The 22320-nt window shown below is 34.0% G+C and carries 21 protein-coding genes and 1 tRNA gene; 1 reads left to right on the forward strand and 21 read right to left on the reverse strand.

Annotated elements, in window-relative coordinates; translation table 11 throughout:
* Position 1: 1 nt before the first annotated feature.
* Genes M0M57_RS03600 through M0M57_RS03660 form a run of 13 tightly spaced genes read right to left on the reverse strand, consistent with a single transcriptional unit; the run spans position 2 to position 11920 of the window.
* A complete protein-coding gene (locus tag M0M57_RS03600) occupies positions 2-997 on the reverse strand; it encodes a BtrH N-terminal domain-containing protein (protein ID WP_248435447.1) in 996 nt (331 codons plus the stop codon).
* Complete coding sequence (locus M0M57_RS03605) at positions 997-1401, reverse strand: hypothetical protein (RefSeq protein ID WP_248435449.1); 405 nt, start codon at positions 1399-1401, stop codon at positions 997-999. Before M0M57_RS03605 ends, M0M57_RS03600 begins: the two co-directional genes overlap by 1 nt.
* On the reverse strand, positions 1398-1862 hold the full coding sequence (locus M0M57_RS03610) for an ABC transporter permease (RefSeq protein WP_248435451.1): 465 nt from the start codon (positions 1860-1862) through the stop codon (positions 1398-1400). The genes M0M57_RS03605 and M0M57_RS03610 overlap by 4 nt, the downstream gene beginning before the upstream one ends.
* A 3-nt stretch (positions 1863-1865) precedes the next feature.
* Positions 1866-2303, reverse strand: coding sequence for a hypothetical protein (locus M0M57_RS03615; protein WP_248435453.1), 438 nt, complete (start codon positions 2301-2303; stop codon positions 1866-1868).
* Positions 2304-3437: a beta-ketoacyl-ACP synthase III gene (locus M0M57_RS03620; RefSeq protein WP_248435454.1), complete on the reverse strand. Its 1134-nt coding sequence runs from the start codon at positions 3435-3437 to the stop codon at positions 2304-2306.
* A gap of 16 nt (positions 3438-3453) precedes the next feature.
* Positions 3454-4356 carry a dialkylrecorsinol condensing enzyme DarA gene (locus tag M0M57_RS03625; protein ID WP_248435456.1) on the reverse strand — a complete coding sequence of 301 codons (903 nt, stop codon included), beginning with the start codon at positions 4354-4356 and terminating at the stop codon, positions 3454-3456.
* Positions 4357-4415: 59 nt separating this feature from the next.
* A complete protein-coding gene (locus M0M57_RS03630; RefSeq protein WP_248435457.1) occupies positions 4416-6065 on the reverse strand; it encodes a phytoene desaturase family protein in 1650 nt (549 codons plus the stop codon).
* 48 nt (positions 6066-6113) lie between these two features.
* Positions 6114-6998 (reverse strand): LpxL/LpxP family acyltransferase, encoded by an 885-nt coding sequence (locus tag M0M57_RS03635; RefSeq protein WP_248435460.1) that lies wholly within the window; start codon positions 6996-6998, stop codon positions 6114-6116.
* 5 nt (positions 6999-7003) lie between these two features.
* Positions 7004-7261 carry an acyl carrier protein gene (locus M0M57_RS03640; protein ID WP_248435461.1) on the reverse strand — a complete coding sequence of 86 codons (258 nt, stop codon included), beginning with the start codon at positions 7259-7261 and terminating at the stop codon, positions 7004-7006.
* A 9-nt stretch (positions 7262-7270) separates the two neighbouring features.
* Entirely contained in the window at positions 7271-8491 is a 1221-nt protein-coding gene (locus tag M0M57_RS03645; RefSeq protein WP_248435463.1) for a beta-ketoacyl-[acyl-carrier-protein] synthase family protein, read from the reverse strand.
* Between the two features lie 11 nt (positions 8492-8502).
* The gene (fabG, locus tag M0M57_RS03650; RefSeq protein WP_248435465.1) at positions 8503-9234 is read right to left on the reverse strand and encodes a 3-oxoacyl-ACP reductase FabG; all 732 of its coding nucleotides are present in this window, start codon (positions 9232-9234) and stop codon (positions 8503-8505) included.
* 27 nt (positions 9235-9261) lie between these two features.
* A complete protein-coding gene (locus tag M0M57_RS03655) occupies positions 9262-10371 on the reverse strand; it encodes a WG repeat-containing protein (RefSeq protein ID WP_248435466.1) in 1110 nt (369 codons plus the stop codon).
* Between the two features lie 28 nt (positions 10372-10399).
* Positions 10400-11920, reverse strand: a complete 1521-nt coding sequence (locus M0M57_RS03660) for an HAL/PAL/TAL family ammonia-lyase (protein ID WP_248435468.1) — start codon at positions 11918-11920, stop codon at positions 10400-10402.
* Positions 11921-12032: 112 nt separating this feature from the next.
* Between M0M57_RS03660 and M0M57_RS03665 the strand changes: the two genes are divergently transcribed.
* Positions 12033-13271 (forward strand): NAD(P)/FAD-dependent oxidoreductase, encoded by a 1239-nt coding sequence (locus M0M57_RS03665; RefSeq protein ID WP_248435469.1) that lies wholly within the window; start codon positions 12033-12035, stop codon positions 13269-13271.
* Between the two features lie 70 nt (positions 13272-13341).
* Here M0M57_RS03665 and M0M57_RS03670 read toward each other — a convergent pair whose 3' ends face one another.
* The 8 genes from M0M57_RS03670 to murC all read right to left on the reverse strand — a co-directional run bounded on the left by M0M57_RS03670 (position 13342) and on the right by murC (position 22290).
* Positions 13342-13938 (reverse strand): hypothetical protein, encoded by a 597-nt coding sequence (locus M0M57_RS03670; protein ID WP_248435471.1) that lies wholly within the window; start codon positions 13936-13938, stop codon positions 13342-13344.
* 37 nt (positions 13939-13975) lie between these two features.
* Positions 13976-15604, reverse strand: a complete 1629-nt coding sequence (locus M0M57_RS03675) for a hypothetical protein (RefSeq protein ID WP_248435472.1) — start codon at positions 15602-15604, stop codon at positions 13976-13978.
* Between the two features lie 592 nt (positions 15605-16196).
* Positions 16197-16270: transfer RNA gene (locus M0M57_RS03680), tRNA-Arg, on the reverse strand.
* 38 nt (positions 16271-16308) lie between these two features.
* Positions 16309-16758 (reverse strand): GatB/YqeY domain-containing protein, encoded by a 450-nt coding sequence (locus M0M57_RS03685; RefSeq protein WP_248435474.1) that lies wholly within the window; start codon positions 16756-16758, stop codon positions 16309-16311.
* A 116-nt stretch (positions 16759-16874) separates the two neighbouring features.
* The gene (gene ftsZ / locus M0M57_RS03690) at positions 16875-18806 is read right to left on the reverse strand and encodes a cell division protein FtsZ (RefSeq protein WP_248435476.1); all 1932 of its coding nucleotides are present in this window, start codon (positions 18804-18806) and stop codon (positions 16875-16877) included.
* Positions 18807-18860: 54 nt separating this feature from the next.
* Positions 18861-20222: a cell division protein FtsA gene (gene ftsA / locus M0M57_RS03695; RefSeq protein ID WP_248435478.1), complete on the reverse strand. Its 1362-nt coding sequence runs from the start codon at positions 20220-20222 to the stop codon at positions 18861-18863.
* Between the two features lie 6 nt (positions 20223-20228).
* Complete coding sequence (locus M0M57_RS03700; protein WP_248435479.1) at positions 20229-20954, reverse strand: cell division protein FtsQ/DivIB; 726 nt, start codon at positions 20952-20954, stop codon at positions 20229-20231.
* A complete protein-coding gene (murC, locus tag M0M57_RS03705) occupies positions 20938-22290 on the reverse strand; it encodes a UDP-N-acetylmuramate--L-alanine ligase (protein ID WP_248435481.1) in 1353 nt (450 codons plus the stop codon). Before murC ends, M0M57_RS03700 begins: the two co-directional genes overlap by 17 nt.
* Between the last annotated feature and the right edge of the window lie 30 nt (positions 22291-22320).

Genomic DNA, 22320 nt, shown 5'->3' on the forward strand with positions numbered 1-22320 from the left:
CTTAAATTGCTTTTTTAAGCGTTTTAAAGAAATTTTCTTCTAAATCGGCAATGTGCAAAAGTTCTTTTGAAAGACTGTTATAAACATCTGTTTGACTACTTCTGTTTTTATAAACTCGGGAAGCATTCACAGCAAAATCTCTCCACAAATCACCAATTCTAGTCATTTCTTTGGAAAGTTCATACAATTTTTCATTTTTTAGAATTGGAGCAGCTTCTTGTAAAAAAGCGGCATAAATAAAACGAAAACCTCCACCTCCGGTGCCAATTTCTTCCTGCATACGAACCATTTGAGCAAGGTAATGGTTGGCTATTTTATTTCCTTTTTTATCGGCCCATTTTGGAATGCTTCTGGCGACCATTCGGATTCCTTTTACACCCACAATCGGAATTGGTGCCAACATTTCACGGCAGGTATTTTTGATTCCTTTTTTAATGGCTCCCTCCCAATCAATTTCTGTGGGAATATGAATGGGATAATACATTTGTCCTTTTGGAGCTAATGCACCTTTGGCAAAACGTACTTTTTCCAGTTCAGCTTCTGTTAATGTGGTTACGGTTTCCATTACTGGATCACTAATTAAAAAGTGATTGTCCTTTTTACCGTAAACCACTAAATTGTGAGCATTAAAGTGAAAACGATATTCGTCAGGAAAATAAGTTAAGTTATAAACCCCAACTTGAAGTCCGGTTGGAATATTGTTTTTTAAATTTTCTTCTAATGCAATTTGAGCACTTTTTTCGTTTGAAAATTTAATGCGTTTTACTTTTATTCCGAGTCTTTTGGCAGCTCTGTTAAAAATAAAACCGGGCATTGGTCTATAACTAATTGCCGGAGCATGATTGACTTTTAAAATTGGAAGATAGAAAAACAAGATTCCGGAACCAATTCCAAAAACCATTGGTTCGCTAATATTAATTCCTTGATGCTTCAAGAGATTGGAAGCAACACCATTTTCGCAATGAGCGGATTGATGATGAATAAAATTTGTTTCCATTATTCTCCTTTAAAGTTTTTTAGCTCTTCGACCGAAATCTCAAAAGCTTCGGCATATTTTGATAAGACTTTATTGCTTAATCGTTTAAAAACGGATGGTTTTCTGTGTCTTTTTATTCTCCAAATCCACATTCCCACATAAGAAGATAAAACAACCCAATCCATTTTATGTACTTCCATGAAGTAAACAATTGGACTTGAAATGCCATTTTTCACATCTTCTTTTGCTTTTTCTATTCGTTCATTTATATCTTGAAGAGAATTTTGCAAAGCGATGGTTTTTGGTTCCCAACCGGTGCTTAAGGCAGTGGTATAATTGCCGTTTTCATCGGTTGCATAACACAATTCTTTGATGTTATTTTTGGACAAATTGCCCTTATCCTGAGGTACTTCTTCCTTTTTCATTGATTCGTTTTCTGGATAAAGAGGTTCAACTCGGCTTCAAAGAGTAATTCTGTTTCAAAATAAGTGGTACATTTCATACTGCATATTTTGTATTCGTCGGCATCAAATCTAGAGATTAGAGCTGCTTTGGTTTGAATAGTATTTCCAACTTGTGGTAAGGAATGAACTTGCAATTTTTTTATTCCGCTGATAAAACCAACTACACTAACATCTTCTTTTTCATTGTGATTATCATCAATAAAATAGGATTTTGCAACAATTGAGGAGCAGGTTTGAGCCGCATTTTCAATTAATCCAATTTCTAAAAAAAAAGAATTCACAACAAAAAGATTATCCTTTTTAATTTCAAAAACTGTCACAACCTCATCTTCATTAAACTCAACAATATAATCAACCATCAACATCGGTGCACGATGCGGTAGATAATTTTGTATTTCGATTAAATTTTCCAGCGGTTGCATAGTTTAATTTGCTAAAACAGTTTTCATTTGTCCTTTGGCAATTTCAACTCCGTTTAATTTAGATGAAATATCGACCAAAGTTACACCCATAAATTCATGAAGAACCGTTACAATTGTTTCGATTTCATCATTCAATTTTGGCAATTGATTAATTTCAATACTTTTTATTGAACCAATATAACCCACCGGAGCAGGCTGTTGTTTCAAATAAAACTGATATCCGGTGTATAGAGCTACTGATTGAGCCATGTGTTCAATTAAACCTGATTCTTGAAAAACTGCATCTTTTACAAAAATGTTATTTTCAGGAACTGTCAAACCCACCACAATTTCATTTTCCTTAAAATCAATGAGCTTATCCACCATGACAAATGGAAATTTTTGCGGAATTAAATTTTCTACAAAGTTTTTATCTAAAATAGGTAAAACCACATTTTCCATTTAGCAAACAGTTAAATAGGCATAAGCATACGAAAAACGACCACTCTCAGGAACTGAAAGCAATAATTTATCTCCTTTTTTCAATTTTCCGGAATTCATGATTTCTTCCACCATCAAATAAATGGAAGCAGAACCAACATTTCCTACATCTTTTAAATTCATAAACCATTTTTCCATCGGAATTTCCACTCCTCTTTCGGCTAATGATTTTGCCAATTTATCCACAAAATAATGCGAAGAAACGTGTGGAAGAAAATAGGTTATTTCATCCGGATTGATATTATTTTTGTCCAAAGCAGCTTTCATACTTTCTGCTCCTTTTTCCAAAATATATTTATCTAATAATTTTACATCTTGTTTGATAGCAAAAATCGACTCTTCTAACCATTCATTTGAATGAAAATCACTCCATGGTCTGATTTCTCCATTTTCTAATTTATCGCCACCGGCATACATACATGCTTCCAATTCATGAGCGTATGAGAAAGCTTCCATCCATTCAATTTTTAATGGATTTTCGCCTTTTGGTTTATTTTCTAATAAAAAAGCAGCGGCTCCATCGGACAACATCCAACGAAGAAAATCTTTTTTAAATGCTAAAATGGGATGTTCTTCAATGCTTTGCTCATGCACAATTTCTGCTTCATATTTATCAGCAAGCAACCATGTTGAAACTCTTTCTGAACCAGTACAAATGGCATTTTTTGAATTTCCGGATTTGACAGAAAGAAACCCAAACTTCAACGAATTCATTCCGGCATTACATACTCCGGAAGATGAATTTAATTCTACCGATTTATTTTTCATCAAACCGTGAACCATTGCTGCATGAGATGGCAATAAGTTATCCGGAGTAGATGTTCCGCAAGAAAGCACTTCGACATCTGTTGATTTAAATGAATCATCATACAGCGTTTCTATTGCTAAATTTGTTAACTCAGCATTTGTATGTGTTGGAATACTATTTTCATCTAAAGCATAATATCTTGAAACAATCCCGTTTTTACGAAGAATTATTTTTCTTGCTTTTGAAGCGGAATTATTAATTAAACCCAAAAAAGATTCCATTTCGTCATTAGAAACAGCTTTGTTTGGCAAAAATTTTCCAGATTTTGTTATGTAAACTTCAAACATATATTCAGTTGGCAGATTAAACTCCTTTAAAGTAAGTTTTTTCTTTCTTAATTTGGTTAGTTTTAAATGGAATTGAAAAAAGGTGCAATATATATACAATTGGTGAAATTATCCATATCGCCACAAACAAATATAGGTTAAAGAATTTTAACCATGTTGGTCTTGAATCCGTTTTTGTGATGATAAAATTGGCCCATTTGGTAAACATTTTATTGGCTTTTTTATCCATTTCAATTAAAAATGGTCTAATTTCTACAGCATCATTGGCAACAAGCTCTTTTTGAAGTGATTCAAATTGATTTATTTTTAAATGTTTTACGATGATTTCTCCAAATTTTGATGAATTTGAAATTTCTTCATCTGAAACTCCTGGTTTAGGAAAAAAACCTAAATATTTTGTTTTTTTTCCGGTAAACATCCAATGCACGATGGTGATAACGCTAATGTGATTGATATGTCTGTCAACCAAAGCAATATTTCCGACTAATTTAGCATTTGCGTTTTTTAAACTAATTTTCATTTTTTCCTGAGCCATTATCCACATGTTTCTGGCACCAATTACAGTAACTACCGGAGTATCTTTCAGGATTTGCTGACCAAAATCACTTTTTAAAAATGAATTAATTGGAATAGAAGGTGTTAGATACCAAACTTGATAAGCCAAAATAACCAAATCATATTTTTTACTTAAAATTTCATGAGAAGGTTGATGAATAGGTGCCGGTATTTGCAAAAAAGATTCGGGAAAAGCATCAAAAAAATCAGCTTTAGGCCATGGAAAAGGAAAAGGTTTTTCCATTTCAATGTTATAAAAAGTAACCGAAATCTCTTCGTCATTCAAGAGTGGTTTGGCTATATTTTGGGCAATTTCTGCTAATTGACCAGATTGCGTGTAATAGATTACAATAACGTTTTTCATTACTTCATTGTTCCTTTCGTTGGTTTTTAAAGATATTAAAAAAATTTAAATCAATTCTATTAAATTTTTACTTCTTTAAAAGTCCTGATTTTATCTTCTCGTTTGGCTAACACATACTCATTCCAAGTGGAAGAATCTTCAGCATCAAAAATGGTTATTTTTTGCGATTCATCTTCTATGAGAAAATCAGTTGATTTGCAGTTTAATATTCTTGCGGCGGATTCTAAACCCGAATAACTTGCACCTGTTACACCGTGTGATAAAGTACTAGCTCCGCACAAATAGAGATTTTCAAATTCGGTTTGATTTTTATAGGCAAAAGGGCCTATTTGTCGTAATGTTTTTTCGGTACCGTATACATTTCCTCTGGTGCTGTTGATGTAAAATTGGTTTGTTTTAGGAGTTCCCAATTCGGCTTGCACGATATGTTGACGAATAGGCGGAATTATAGTTTCTATCGTATTTAGAAATTTCTCGATGACTTTATTTTTAAACACTTCGTATTCCGGTGTGTGGTAATCATCTTGATTAAATTGTTTGAAACTATCAAAATCAACATACGTCACAATTTCAAAATTATGGTATCTTCCGTTAAAACTTACCGGATCCTTGAGTGTTGTGCAACTCATAAACAGAGCAGGAAATTCATCGCCATCAGTAATGTTTCCTTTGGTAAGGATTTCAAAATGTCCGTCGATATCTTCATTTTTAAATTTCCAGATATTTCCGGAATCAATACCAAAAAGAGTAACATCAATATCTACCGTTAAAAACAAAATCAATGAAGTTACAGAATAGCGAGTTTTATCAAGTCTTTTGAGTAATTTTTTACTGCAATTTTCTTTTCCGATAAATTTTAAAAAAGTAGTCGATGGATCTGCATTTGAAATGATATTTTTAGCATAAAAACGTTTTCCATCTTGCAATTCTACACCAATTGCTTTTTTATTTTCGAGTAAAATTTTGCAGACTTTTTGCTGTGTTTTAATTACTCCGCCAAAACTTTTAATTTTGGTTGTCATGGCTTTTACGATTCCACCACCGCCGCCCATCGGATAATAACCTCCTTCAAAATAATGATTCATAACCGAACAATGAACGGGAAAACTTGCTCTGTTTGGAGGAAGTCCGTGATCGCCACATTGAGCATTTAAAATTGCTTTAACCATCGGATCTTTTATATGCCAGTCAATAACTCTTTTTAGGGAAAATAAAGCAAATTTTCCAAAATGCTTCGTGCGAAAAGGAACCGTTATTTTTTGCCAAAGCCCTTTTAATTTGGGAATTAGCTGAAGTTCGTAGTTCACTTTTTCAATTAACGAAAGGTATTCTTTGATATTTTTTGCTTCATGAGGAAATTCCGAAGCGAGTTTATTTTTAAGATTTTCAATACCAGCCGGATAATCAAATCGATAATCACCAATGTGGCAATGATCGTAACCATTTTTATTCATTCTGAAAAAAATCAGATCATTGGCAATGCCTAGACTTTTGTAGAGTTGGTTGGTAGATTGACCTTCGCCCAATAATCCTATATAATGAACTCCGGGGCTGAAACGTTGACCGTTTAACGTAAAACTATGACACCACCCGCCGGGAACATCGTGTTGTTCTAACACTAAAACTTTTTGACCGGCACGAGCTAAACAAAGAGCAGTTGTTAATCCGCCGGCTCCTGAACCAATAATGATTGAATCAAATTCTTCCATACTTTATGTTGGTATTTAGCTAAATAAAATTTGATTAGCTATCATTAATTAGTTACTTTTTATATCATCCCAAAAATCAAAATAATTAAACCATTGCAACGGATACTTTTTTAGCATAGATTCCACACTTTCTATGTATGTTTTGAGCAATCCTTTTTCGTCTCGGTATTTTGCGTGTGCTTCTCTGGCATAAAGGTGATAATGCAGGTTATTTTCTTTCATTACATAAACAAAAACTACAGGAACTTTCAATCTGGATGCGATTAAAAAAGGTCCTGCCGGAAAATTTGCTTCTTTGCCGAGCATTTCTTCCGTTAAACATTTTGTTCCTTGAAAATAGCGATCGCCTGTGAAACAAATTAATTCATTGTTTGCCAAAGCATTATTAATATCAAAGATATGCGACATATCTTCTTTTACAAAAATAAATTTTATGGAAGATTTATGAGCAATTCCATCTAAATATTCTTTGATGATGGTATGCTCTAAGTCTGTGGTAACCAGATTTATTTGACAATCTAAGTCGATGTCTGCAAAAAAATGTTCTGCAATTTCAAAATTTCCAATGTGAGCACTAATAAGCACTCCTCCTTTTTTTTGAGCTAAGAGATTTTTCAGCACATCAATTCCATCAAATTCATAGGTAAATCGATGACGAAGTCCGACAGAGATGGCGGTTTTATCGATGATTGTTTGACCAAAAGTGAAATAACTTTTAAAAACAGCAATTTTGGTTTTAAAGTTCGAATAACCTAATCTGTTTTTGAAATAATAACCAATGGCTTGATTGCTTTTCTTTAGAAATAGAAAATAGTAAGAAGCTACGAAGTAAAGCACAAAATATGATGCTTTAATTCCTAACTTCTTTATACAAAAAACAAAAATTTTATAACCCAGTAGTGTTCCTCTCGATTTTCCGTCCCACTTGCTCATGACGGTTATACTTTTTCTTTTACTTTAATCTTATTTTCAATTAAATCATAAAAGTTTTGGAAGGTAGCTATTCCCACAAAGTCTGCTTCGCCTAGCTTTACACCAAAATTAGATTCGATTGTAACAACCAAATCCACATAATCCAAACTATCTAATCCAAGTGTGTCTTTTAAATTTGCTTCGGGAGAAATTGTATCTCCATCCACCTCAAACTCCTCTACTAAGAAACCATTGATAGTTTCAATAATATCTGCTTTATTCATTTTGTAAAATTATACTTTTTTAACTACAAGTGCTGAATTTGTTCCCCCGAATCCGAAGGAATTCGACAAAAATATATTAATTTTTGAATTTATTGTACTTTTCACAATATTTAATTTTGCAGAATCTTCGTCGGGATTTTCAAAATTGATGTTTGGAGCAATAAAAGAATGTTGCATCATGAGGATAGAATAGATTACTTCACTGGCTCCGGCCATCCAACATTCGTGACCTGTCATTGATTTTGTAGAACTTACAGGCGTATTATTTTCTCCAAAAATTTCAAAAATTGCTTTGGCCTCATTACCGTCTCCAACAGGAGTTGAAGTGGCGTGAGCATTGATATAATCTATTTGATCGGGTGTAACGTTTGCTTGTTTCATCGCACGTTTCATAGCTGTGGAAGGTCCATCAACGTTTGGTGTAGAAATATGACCTCCATTAGAAGAAAATCCGTAACCGATTACTTCGGCAATGATTGGAGCTCCTCGTTTTACGGCCGATTCATAGCTTTCTAAAATTAAAGTTGCCCCGCCACCGCTTGGTACTAATCCATCGCGAGAAGCGTCAAATGGTCTGGATGCTTTGGATGGATTTGCTTCGTCAAGAGAAAAAACACCTAATCCATCAAAACTCGACATGGCATATTTGTTTATTTCTTGAGCTCCACCGCAAATAATGGTGTCTTGTAAACCACTTTTTATCAAATGATAACCCAATCCAATTGAATGCGAACCACTTGCACAAGCTGCACTTACGGTTAAATTGATTCCTCGCAATCTGAAAATCGTAGATAAATTCATTGTTACAGTAGAATTCATCGATTTAAAAATTGCACCTGAACCAATTAAAGTTGTATCTTTTTTCTCTCTAATTATATCAGTTGCTTCAATAATTGCCATGGAAACACTGTCATTTCCGTAGAGAATTCCGACTTCGTTTGTGTCAAAAAAACTGTCATCGATATTTGCATTTCGCAAAGCTTCAATGGTTGCCATGTAGGCATATTCGGTTTCTTCACCAATGCTGATTCGCTGTCTACGTGTAAGCAAAGCTTTCAAATCGGGTCTAGGAACTTTTCCGGTTAAGGCTGAACGAAATCCGAAATCTTTTCTTTCTTGGTCAAAAACAATTCCTGATTTACCTTCATAGAGCGATTGTTTTACTTCGTCTAACGAAGTTCCAATGCAGGAATAAATTCCCATTCCGGTAATAACGACTCTTCTATCCATTCTTATTTTAGTTAAGAATATATCCCACCATTAATATTAATTACTTCACCTGTAATGTATCCTGCTTTTTTAGAAACTAAAAAGCTCACTAAATCGGCCACTTCTTCTGCCTCACCAAAGCGGTTGGCAGGCACTAGTTTAACTAAATCTTTTTCGTCAAGCGAACTTGTCATGTCTGTACGAATGAATCCCGGAGCTACTGCGTTCACTGTAATATTTCGTTTAGCTACTTCTTGAGCCAATGCTTTTGTAGCAGCTACGATTGCTCCTTTTGCGGCAGAATAATTGGTTTGACCGGCAGTTCCTTTTACACCGGAAACTGAAGCCATATTTACAATTCGACCGTATTTATTGCGAAGCATTTTTTGGATAAAGAAGTTTGTTACGTTAAAAAACCCGTTTAAGCTAGTGTTTACCACATTGCTCCAATCATCGTGCGTCATCCACATAAAAAGACCGTCTTTTGTGATTCCGGCGTTATTTACGATAACTTCTACAATGGCTTCCGGATTTTTTTCCTGCCAATCTGTTAGAGCAGCAGTAACTGCCTGAGCATCGGAAACATTAAATTGAATAATCTCTCCTGTTGCTCCTTTGCTGATTACTTCTTGAAGCGTTTTTTCGGCAGCTTCTTTATTACTGTGGTAATTGATGAGAATGTGGTAATTGCTTTCTTCTGCTAATTTTTGGCAAATTGCACTACCAATTCCTCTTGAACCACCGGTTACTAATGCACACTTCATACTATAATTATACTTTTTATTCTTATTTTATTTTTGAAAAAGTTCGGCGTTATCAAAATATTGATTTCCTAAAATTGATCCGTCAGGTTTTAGAAAACACCATTTCTTGTTTGCTTTTACTCTTGCTAAACCATTTACAAATCCTTTATCTTCGCTATTAAACATGCTAAAACCAACAGCGGTAATTTGATAATTTGTTGGAATTACTAATTTTCCGGTTGTATCAACAAATCCCCAATCTTTTGATTTTACGGCGGCTAAACCATCTGCAGAAAAAACTTCGGCATCATCATACATCGGTTGAACTACAAACTCACCTTTGGTATTGATGTAGCCCCATTTTTTTCCTTCTAAAACAGGAGCTAATGATTTTGAAAAAGCTCTAACTTTATCATATTTTGGTTCGATTACCCAATTGCCATTTAAATCGATGAAGCCCATTTTTTTATTTTTTCTAGCGTAGGTTAAATCATCCGAATGGAAATCCCAAATTTTATCGGCTCCTTCCACTTGTTTGAATGCATTTGCCTTTACTAATCCAAACGCTTCTCCTTTTCTAGCCCAAGTTGTGTTTTTATGATAATTCCCAATTTCGTCATATTCTGTATTTACTACTTCTTTGCCGGATTTGTCAATAATTCCCCATTTGTCGTTATTTTTCACACGGGCGTAGTTTCCTTCAAAAGATTTTATTACTTGGTATTTTGGTTGTAGAATCACTTCACCTTTTGGATTAATCAAACCTACATTTTCTCCTTGACGGATGAATGCCACACCATCTTCAAAATCATACAATTTTTCGGATGCCGGCATTTGTATTTCTTTTCCGGTTTTATCGATATAGAACCATCTTTTTTCTTTTTCAACCAGACAAAGTCCGCTATTAAAATATTTTACTTTGGTAAAAGTAGCCGGAATAACCCATTCTCCTTTTGAATTAATAAATCCCCAATTCCCGTTGTCTAAAGCGGCAGCCAATCCATCGGAAAAATTTTTAGCATCTTTAAAATTAGGTAAAATGGCATATTCTCCATTTTTAGAGATGTAACCATATTTGTCACCTTGCTTCACTAAAGCAAGTTCTTGTGCTGTTATAAATTGAGCAAACAACACTACTAAAAGAGTAAGCTTTTTCATGTTTATAAATATTTTGGTTAGTACTAACTTATATTGACATTAAATATTCTTTCACTTTTTGAATGTACGGATACATTACTTGATCTTCCTTGAATTGCGGTACGATTGCACGCACATCATCATATAACTTTTTAGTGACAGATGAAACCTTGTTATCATATCCCAACGCATCAATAGCTTGAACAATCGTTATGATTTCGATGGCTAACACTTCAAAAGCATTCTCAATTACTTTGCCAGTAATCACCGCTGCATTGGTTCCCATACTTACAATATCCTGATTATCATTGTTATTAGGAATACTGTGCACATACATTGGATTAGACAACATTTGATTTTCTGCTGTAGTTGATGTGGCGGTAAATTGAACTCCCTGCATTCCGAAATTGAAGCCTAAGGTACCTAAATTCACGAAAGGAGGCAAAATTTCGTTTAATTTTGAATTCAAAAGATAATTTAATTGTCTTTCAGACAACATGGTTAATTTTGTAATTACGAGTTTTAACTTGTCCATTTCAAGTGAAATATAATCGCCATGAAAATTACCACCATGATAAACATGTTTGTTTTTTACATCAACAATCGGATTATCATTGGCCGAATTAATTTCTTTTTCTAAGACAGAAGCAACTGATTTTACTGTATCTAAAACCGGTCCTAAAATTTGCGGTACACAACGCAACGAATAATATTCTTGTACTTTTTCTTTAAAAATATCCTCATTATTTTCACCGGAATAAAGATGATCTTCTCTTTTTCGGATGAGTTGACTGTCTTTTAAATTATTTCGCATTCTTTTAGCGACTTCTTGTTGCCCGAAATGAAGTTTTGTTTCATTTAATTCAGCAGACAGATGATCATCGTATGCGGAAACAATTTCATTGATAGCACATGAACTTTTTAATGCCCAATCGATTAACTTTTCGGCATGAAAAACGTTAACAACACCAATTCCTGTCATAACCGAAGTTCCATTCATTAAGGCTAAACCTTCACGAATTTCTACTTGAATAGGCTTAAGATTTTCAATTTCAAAAACCTCTTGGGTTGACATTCTTTCGCCTTTATAGAACACTTCGCCTTCACCAATTAAAACCAATGCTAAATGAGCTAATTGAACTAAATCTCCGCTTGCACCTACTCCGCCATGCTCAAAAATTAAAGGTGTAATATCTCGGTTGATGAATTCTTTCATTAAATGAATAACCGACGGATGAACACCTGAATTTCCTAATGAAAGTGTATTTAATCTAGCTAAAATAGCCGATTTTACAAAGAATGGATTTAATGGTTTTCCTGTTCCTGAAGAGTGACTTCTAATCAAATTATATTGCAATTGAATTTGATCTTCTTTTTTAATACGGTATTGAGCCATAGGCCCAAAGCCTGTATTAACGCCATAAATCACTTTGTTTTGAGCAAACTCTTTTAAAAAACTATAACTTTCTTTTACTCTTTCTAAAACTTTATCACTTATTTCTGCTTTATCATTTTTAAAAACGATTGACACAAATTGTTGCAAGTCTAAATACTCTCCAATGACACTCATTATAGTTATTTTGTTTACTAATTTTTTTATGATTTTATTTTTAATTTACTGGGAATGTAATTACATTTGAGCGACAAAGATACTATATTCTAAAATACAAAAAAAAGAAATAATGACAACAGAATCAGTAGATGTTTTGGTAATTGGAGCTGGACCATCAGGATGTGTTTCGGCATCCTATCTATATAATAATGGTGTTTCGGTGAAAGTTGTTGAAAAAACAAAATTTCCGCGATTGGTTGTTGGTGAAAGTTTGATCCCCAGAGTAATGGATCATTTTGATGAAGTTGGATTATTTCCTGCACTTGATGCTATGAATTTTGAGAAGAAATTAGGTGCTCGTTTTATTCGTGGTGAAGAAATTTGTGTATTTGATTTTAGCGATAAGTATTCGGAAGGTTGGGATTGGACTTGGCAAGTGCCCAGAGCTGATTTTGACAATACTTTAGCTCAAGAAGTCCTTAAAAAAGGGATTGACCTAGAATTTGAAAGCGAAGTGATTTCTGTATCATTTGAAGGAAAGAATTCAACAACAGTTATCAAAGATAAAGAAGGAAATTTAAAAGAAATAAAAGCAAAATTTATTATTGATTCGAGCGGTTATGGAAGGGTTTTACCTCGTTTATTAGACTTGGATACTCCTTCGAAATTAGACCCTCATTCTTCTATTTTTACGCATGTTAAAGATGTGAATCGTCCGGAAGGTGAAGAAGGAACTTTGATTTCGTTTGATATTTTAGAAACGGAAGTTTGGTTGTGGGTTATTCCGTTTTCGAATGGAAACACGAGTCTTGGTGTAGTTGGCCCAACCACTTTTATCAATTCTTTATCGGATAAAAATAATGCCGATGCGTTGAAAAATGCCATTCAATTATCTGACTATTACATTAAACGTTTTGGTAATGTAGATTTCTTGTTTGAACCGGTGAAATTGGAAAATTATTCCCGTTCAGTAAAAAAAATGTACGGTGATGGTTTTGCATTAACCGGCAACAGTTCTGAATTTTTAGATCCTGTTTTTTCATCAGGAGTTGCTTTTGCAACCGAATCCGGGATTTTGGCAGCCAAATTAATACATAAAGAATTTAAAGGTGAAACCGTTGATTGGGAAACTGAATTCACAGGTTATATGAAAAGAGGTATTGGTGTGTTTACCACTTATGTAAAAGAATGGTACACCGGTAATTTACAAACTTTATTCTTCCATCAACCGGAAAACCCAGATGTAAAAAGAAAAATCTGTGCAGTTTTGGCGGGATATGTTTGGGACGATACCAATCCTTTTGTTAAAAAACATGACAATGTAATTAAGAATATGGCACATATGATTAATATGGAGAAGGAAGCTTAAAATCAGTTTTATATAATAAAAAAGCCGTTGAAAACTAAATTTCAACGGCTTTTTCAATAGTAAACTTCTATTATTTAGTGTTCTTCTTAATTCCTTGTGCTAACTCCTTAGCCATCTTGGCATATCCTTCAGAAATTCGATGTCCTGAATTAAAATCGAATCCCATTGCTCCTTCTCCATGCGTTTTTTCATATTCAATAGAAACCAAAACATTGGATGGATTAGCTGTTTCAAAAACTGTAACAATTCCTGTAACATAAGCATCTCTTCTAACAACACCAACATTAAAACCGGGAGAAATCCAAACTGTTTTAACATTCATGGTATATTTTGCATTGCTTAACTCTTTTCCAACTCTAATCTCTCCGTTTTCAAATCTTTTATTAAAAGATTCAATAAATTTTGGCTCATATCTATCCTCTCTGTCGGCAAACCAAGATTTTCTAAAATCTTCATCTGTTCCTTTTTCTTCTCTCTTTTTCATTTTATCAGCCAAAAACTCTTCTTCTGTCTTAAACTTATCCACTTTGATGTCTTTATAATCAAAAGTTAAATTGTACTCAGAAATTCCTTTGAGATTTTTTAGATTACCGGATAAAACTTTTACTTTCTGTGCACTCATTGCACAAGAAATTAACAAAACTGCAAAAAATACTACTTTTTTCATTGTTTATTTATTTATAGATTAAACATATTTTAATTGGTTAATTCAATTCAACTTTAATCATAATGTCTTCTTTTTGTTTTTTGTATGATTCAAACATAAATGAATTTTCTGAAACCTTAAAAACTCTATTTGTTGAAAATTGGTGTAATTTAAAATCTTCAACATCTCTAGCATTTAAAATTGATCCTTTTTTATATGAACCATCTGCATCAGAGATTTTAACTGACGTTAAATAACCACCCTTTCCATCTTGGTGAACCGCAGGAACCTTATCATCTTCAAGGTCGATATTCTTAACATTATCAAGAAAAACAAGGTAATGACTGTTATTGGCATTAAAATATTTATATGACATCCCTCCTTTAGAACTTCCAATTTGAGATTTAGGAATTTTTTTCATCCAATCTAACTGACCGCTCACGCTAATTTTTGAAATAAAAATGTCTTGAAAATGATGTCTTGTATAAGTTCTCATATTATTTCCGGTTCCGCTAGTATGATAGGTTATAAATTCTTGTTCACCAACCAAAATCATGCTCCCATCCGGATTAACAACCAAATCCTTCAGCTTTAGATTCGTAAACTTAGCTCCATCCCCCTTTTTTTCTTTTTTTTCATTTTTCTTAACCACTTTCTTACTTTCATTTTGATTTAAAAGTTCTAAGGGAATATCGTGGTAAACTTCATCATAAATTTTGCCGTCTTGACTAATTTTAAAAGCTAAAATCCCATCTGAATCACTTTTATCTCCTTTCCCGTTACTGAAATAACCACCCGCTACCAGAAAATCTTTGGAAGTATCAAAAATCCATAATCTATTGATAAACTTTGATTTATTTTCAAATTTTGTAATATCGATCTTATTTGTGCCTGCTTTAATCATAAACAATTCTAAATGATAATTAGCTTCTTCATCTTTCTTTTTCTTTTTATCTTTATTACTGTCATCATGAAAAACTTTTGTTAACAAATATAAATTCCCATAATTATCTAAGTGATAATCCAAATTATCCATTCTTCTCTCAGTGTAAGGCATTTTCAGTTCGTTGCTGGATGTATTTTTTAAATCTCCATCAAAAGCATGCAAACCAATAATATCATAACTATTAACATCTCTTTTTACTTCAGGTTTTTTTCTGTATTGAACTAGCATATTTTTTTTATCGTGAGACAATAAAAAATCAAATTTATCAGTAACTCCAACCGAAAAATTCATAAATCCTCCTGCTACCATAGAACCTGCAAGTTTTCCCTTCACATCAAAAAGCAATTTTGGTTCTCCTACAAACTCACCACTTTTGAAATCGATTTCATTGTAGAAAAGTTGTTCTTTTTCTTTATCCCCATCCCATGAAGAATAAAACAAATAATATTTATTGTTCAATTCCAAAACGCTCTCTAAAGAGAAATTTTTAGGAAATCTTTTTTCGTATAATTTTTCTTTTAAAAAAGCCGGCTTAGTTGCATCAAACTTTTGAATCAACACTTCATCTTTATGAACTTTCACTGTCATTGCCTCATTTCCATTGGCAAAATAATATTTGCTTGAAGCATCAAAAACTTTATAAGGCTGACTAGCTTTATACGAATAATCAGTTGAAAGACTCTTCTGAGAGTAACTCATCATTGAGATAAAAATACAAAAAACAAGTAATAATTTTTTCATGAACTAAGAATTTACGTGGTTATTTAATTGAATTATTAGGAATTAATTGCATAAATACATTATTTAGTTGAATTATTGTGAGTTTTATATGAAATATTTTCACAGACACAAATAATATTTTTTTAAAAAATTGAAAAACAATTACTTATATAAAAATGTTGATTGATTTAATAAAAAAAGAAAAACTAGGAGTATTATTTTTTTGATTATGAATGGATTGTTTTTTCTCCTTGTAACTTAGTTTTGAGAAAAACAACTATAGAAATCATGTATAAGTGTACACACGAATATGGATTGACTTCGTCCTTCCTGACAAAGCTCCGCTTTGAAAAACCAATAGGATGTTTAAAATTCTCAAGCAAGCTTGGAAAAATTTCATTATAACAAGAGGATTGCTTGCAGCCATCCCTCAAAGCTCCGCTTTGAAAAACAAATAGGGGAGTCAAAATTCTCAAGCTTGCTTGGAAACATTACTTTATGACAAAAGGATTGCTTGCAGCCATCCCTCAAAGCTCCGCTTTGAGAAACAAATAGGGGAGTCAAAATTCTCAAGCAAGCTTGAGAATTTTGACTCCCCTATTTGTTTCATTCGTGACCTCGACAGGATTCAAACCTGTAACCCTCAGAGCCGAAATCTGATATTCTATTCAGTTGAACTACGAGGCCGTTTTATTTTGAGAATGCGAATCTACAAATAAATTATGTTATGCTAAAAGCTTTTTTACAATTGTTGAAATTGTTTTTCCGTCTGCACTTCCGGCCAATTGTTTAGAGGCTATCCCCATTAACTGACCCATTGAAGCCATTCCTGAAAATGCGTTTTCTGCAATGATTTGAGATACAACTGCTTCCACCTCTGACTCACTTAATTGTTTAGGTAAAAACTTTTCGATAATTGCTGCTTGTTGAACTTCTGGGTCTGCCAAATCTGGTCTGCCTTGCTCTACATAAATTGCTGCACTGTCTTTGCGTTGTTTAACCAATCGTTGCAAAAGTTTAATTTCATCTTCCTGAGACAATTCATCTTTTGCTCCGCCTTCTGTTAATGCTAACAAAATAGCTGATTTAACGGCACGTAATGATTCTAACGCAATTGTATCTTTGGCACGCATAGCATTTTTAATTTCTTCATTGATTTGGCTTTGCAAACTCATATCTATCTATTTTTAAATTATCCTTTGAAATTAATTCTTAAGGCCTGCAAAGATAAAAAAAATAACCCGAAAACCATGTTCTGATTTTCGGGCTAAAAAGGATTTGTTTGAGTTAGTTAATCCACATTATCGTGCAGAAAAGAATTGTTTGATCTCAATTGAGTATCATTATTACTATCGGTTCCCAACGATGTTCTGGATTGATTATTTACAGGTGAATTCGTTGGCAAATCCACTCCCATTCTTTTGTAAGCCGGTACTTTTTCCATCTCATCTAAACGAGAAGAATTGTTGTGAAACTTATAATTGAATTCTTTTAATTTTTTTCTTCTTTCATCGGCACGCATTTTCAACGTTTCTTCGATGGTTAATTCTGCTGTTGGATTGATTTCATCAAATGAAGGGGTGAAAGAGGAAGGTGTTTCCACTTTTTTCATCGTGATATTCATTTCTTCATTAATCGGTTCTTCCACCACATTTACGATTGGTTTAGAATTCACCAGTTCCGATTCAACTTCCATGTATTCTTCTAAAGAATAACGCACTACGCCGGTTTCGTTTACTTCCGTCATTGGAATAACCTGTTTTGGTTCATTCACAATAATTTCGTTTGTCGCAATTGGATCCAATTCAAATAGAACTGTTTTTTCCACTTCTGCTTCAACCTTTTTTTCAATTGACAAGTCAAAAGATAAGGCTACTTGTTCTTTTTCAACAATCACAAATTCAGGTTCTTTTACGATAATTTCACGAACTTCCGGTGTTGTAGCAAACAAATGGTTTTCTGAAAAAGGTGAAACGATTTCATACGTAACATCTATATTTCTGATTAAATCGGTTGTTGGAATTAGTTCGGAAACCATTTTAGGTTCTACCACTTCCATTTCATCAATTAATTCAAAAACAATTTTATCTTCTGTAGCAGCTTTTGGTGTCTCTTTTTCAATGGCAACATCTAAAATCGGAGCCACAATTTTTTGACTCAAGTCGATCGTATTGGTTTGATTCTCTTCTAACGAATGAATTATTTTTTTAGGCTCAGCATTCACGATCTCTTTTTGCTGTTCCACATTAAAACCCGTAGCAATGATAGTTACTGCGATAGAATCTCCTAACGAATCATCTTCACCAACTCCCATAATGATATTGGCGTTATGACCAGCTTCATTTTGAATATGGTCATTAATTTCACCAATTTCGTCAATCGTAATTTCGGTTGAACCAGAAACGATAAGCAACAATACGTTTTTGGCTCCTGTAATTTTATTGTCATTTAATAACGGTGAATCTAAAGCAGAAACAATGGCATCTTTGGCTCTGTTTTCACCTTCGGCAATGGCAGAACCCATGATAGCCGTTCCGCTGTTTGACAACACGGTTTTTGCATCTTTTAAATCGATGTTTTGCGTGTAGTGGTGCGTAATTACTTCTGCAATTCCGCGAGAAGCAGTGGCTAACACTTCATCTGCTTTTGAAAATCCGGCTTTGAAACCAAGATTTCCATACACTTCTCTTAATTTATTATTATTGATGACGATCAATGAATCAACTTGTTTACGCAAACGTTCTACTCCGGACATCGCTTGTTCCGAACGAACTTTACCTTCAAATTGAAACGGAATCGTAACAATTCCTACCGTTAAAATATCTTTATCTTTAGCCATTTGAGCAATTACTGGAGCTGCACCGGTTCCGGTTCCACCACCCATTCCTGCGGTAATGAAAATCATTTTGGTGTTACTATCCAATAATTTATCAATGTCTTCCATGCTTTCTATGGCAGACTGTTGGCCTACTTCCGGGTTTGCTCCGGCACCTAGACCTTCGGTAAGGTTTACACCCAACTGAATTTTGTTAGGCACAGGGCTGTTTTGAAGTGCTTGTGAGTCGGTGTTACAAACCACAAAATCTACTCCTTTAATCCCTTGTTTAAACATGTGGTTGATGGCGTTGCTTCCGCCTCCGCCAACACCAATTACTTTAATTACATTTGATTGATTTTTAGGTAAATCAAATGAAATGTTTCCAAAATCTGAGTTGCTTGTCATACTACTTGGTTTTTCTAATTCATTTTAAATTTTTCAATAGTGCAGAATTAGGTTCTATTCCGCATTATCTAAAAATTCTTTAATCTTTTCTACATACTTATCAAAGAAAGAACGTTTGATTTTATTCTCTGTACTTTCATTTTTTGGTTCTGCTGCTTTTGGGGTTTCGGCAACAGACTCAATTTTTGGTTCTTCAACATTTACTTCTTTTGGAAGTGATTGCTCCATTTCTGACATCAAAATGGCACTTTTGGTGTTATTGTTGATACTATTCATCATTAATCCCACCGCAGTAGCATATAACGGACTTGACATTTCTTCGTCAGAATTTCCGGCTAAATGTTCGTTTGGATAGCCAATTCTGGTGTCCATTCCGGTGATATATTCTACCAATTGTTTAATGTGTTTTAATTGCGAACCTCCTCCGGTTAAAACAATTCCGGCAATTAATTTCTTTTTAGGATCATCACATCCATAGGTTTTAATTTCATCAAAAACTTGTTCAATAATTTCAACTACACGAGCATTAATTATTTTTGAAAGATTTTTTAGTGAAATTTCTTTTGGTTCACGACCTCTTAATCCCGGAATAGAAACAATTTCGTTGTCTTTATTTTCTCCAGGCCAAGCTGATCCGAATTTTACCTTTAGCAATTCGGCTTGTTTTTCGATGATTGAACATCCTTCTTTGATATCATCGGTAATCACATTTCCTCCGAAAGGAATTACAGCTGTGTGACGGATTATTCCATCTTTAAAAATAGCTAAATCGGTAGTTCCACCACCAATATCAATCAAAGCTACTCCGGCTTCTTTTTCTTCTTGACTTAAAACCGCATCAGAAGAAGCAAGTGGTTCTAGTGTTAAACCAGACAATTCAATTCCGGCACTTTGAATGCATCGACCCACGTTTCGGATGGAAGCGGCATGACCAACCACTACATGAAAACTACTTTCTAACCTTCCGCCATACATTCCGATAGGTTCTTTGATTTCTGCTTGACCGTCGATTTTGAATTCTTGTGGCAATACGTGAATAATTTCTTCACCAGGCAACATAGCCAATTTGTGCACTTGATTAATCAATTGCTCAATGTCTTTGTCGCAAATTACTTCTTCCGGATTGCTACGACTGATATAATCGCTGTGTTGAATGCTACGGATATGTTGACCCGCAATTCCCACCACAACGTCTTTGATCATGTAGCCCGAATTTTCTTCTGCTTCTGCAATAGCCGTTTGAATAGACTGAATAGTTTGCGTAATATTGTTAACCACTCCTCTGTGAACACCCAAACTTTTGGATTTTCCCACACCTAAGATTTCGAGTTTGCCATACTCGTTTTTACGACCAATCATGGCCACAATTTTTGTGGTACCGATGTCTAAACCTACTGCGATGTTTTCATTTTTCATGTGCTTCTATTTTGTGCAAACTACCTGTTGCGTGAACTTCAGATTAATTAGTTGGTAACCATGGATGGAACTGTCTAAAACTGCTTTTTGAAAAAAGGCTTTATAATTCCTAAATTTCTTTTCCATGTTGATGGTTTTTCCAAAATCAATATCATAATCAAAATTTCTATTCTTCATTTTCAAGCTACCGGACGGCAGAACTTGAATGCCAATGATATTTTTTTTCAAAAACTCATCGTCATGAATCATTCGAAATAATTCGTTTAAATCTTCTCTGTTTTTGTCGTTTATCCCCCCCGAAACAAGCGGAACACGAGCAGTGTGAATAGCTGATAATGGCATTTTAGTTCCTTTATAATCAATATAATACGAACCATTGCCTTCAAATATTCTAGCAACTGGTGTCTTCTGCTTGACAACTGCTTTTAAATGACCATCTACACTCACGAAAACTTCCGCTTTTTCAACCATGTCGTGTTGATTGATGGTATTCTCCAAATTATTCAAATCTAACGCAACTTTCCGTATACTGGAAGCATCTTTTTTATTTTCTATTAACAATTTATTAACCGTTTCATGTGTTACAAAAAGTTGCTCGCCATCTTGAAATTCAACAGTAGCATTTTGCAATTTTCTGTTGTCATTTCTTTTGGATGTAAATGAATACAAAAAAGCCAAAAGCATGACCATCAGCACTAAACGCAAATTTGTCCAGTTAAAGTACTTTTTCATTTAATCGCTCTTTTATCGGTTTAACTAATTCGCCAATATCACCTGCTCCGATGGTTACAATTACGGTTGCATCTGAGGCTAAAATTGCCTCTATTAAACTATTTTTTGTTACTAATTTTTTGGTTGGATTATCGATTTTAGACAATAGCCATTGTGAGGTAATTCCTTCCATGGGAAGTTCTCTTGCAGGATAAATATCTAATAAAATAATTTCATCAAATTGCGAAAGACTTTTAGCGAAATCATCTGCAAAATCTTTCGTTCTACTGAACAAATGCGGTTGAAAAACAGCCAACACTTTTTGTTGGGGATACAATTCACTAACGGCTTGGTGAACCGCATTTATCTCAGTAGGATGATGTGCATAATCATCAATAAAAACCAATTTTTCTGTTTTGATTTGATAGGAAAACCTACGTTTAATTCCGTTGAATGTGCTCAAAGCTCTGGCAATACCGTCGGTTGGGGATCCATATGTTTTAGCCATTGCCAAAGCCATGAGAGCATTCATTAAATTGTGTCTTCCGGGCAAATTGAAATGTATATTTTTAATTGTTTCGGATGGTGTTTTTACATCAAAAACATAAGCACTATTTTCTATTCTGATGTTGAAAGCCGTAAAATCTGCTTCTTCGTTGATTCCAATTTTCATTCCTTTAAGTGGTAAACTTTTTGGAGTGAAAAGCAATTTTTTATCTTCCACTTTGTCTGCAAATTCTACAAAAGTTGCTTCAATTTCATCTGAATTTCCATAAATATCCAAATGATCGGCATCCATTGAGGTTACACATGCCATGTTTGGATGAAGGTGAAGAAAGGAACGGTCAAATTCATCAGCTTCCACCACGGTAACTGTTTTTCCGTTTCCGATTAGGTTGGAATTATAATTTTCTACAATTCCGCCTAAAAATGCGGTTACATCGACGCCACATTCATACAAAACATGTCCTAAAATACTGGAAGTTGTTGTTTTCCCGTGTGTTCCTGCAACCGCAAAACAATACGTGTCTTTGGTAATGATTCCTAACACTTCTGCTCTTTTTTTGATGACATAGCCATTTTCTCTGAAGAAATTCCACTCGCTATGCGAAGTTGGAACTGCCGGAGTGATAATTACCAACGTGTTTTCTCTATCAAAACCAGATGGAATTTTATCAATGTTATCATCAAAATGAATCTGCATTCCAATCGCTTGTAACTCTTTGGTTAATTCAGTTTCGGTTTTATCGTAGCCAGCAATTTCTTTTCCTAAGAAACTGAAATAGCGGGCAAGGGCACTCATTCCGATTCCTCCGATTCCTATGAAATAAACGTTATGGATTTGATTTAGATTCATATTTTTTTTGCCACAAAGGCTAAAAGACAC

The organism is Flavobacterium azooxidireducens, assembly GCF_023195775.1.
In the GTDB taxonomy this organism is placed as follows: domain Bacteria; phylum Bacteroidota; class Bacteroidia; order Flavobacteriales; family Flavobacteriaceae; genus Flavobacterium; species Flavobacterium azooxidireducens.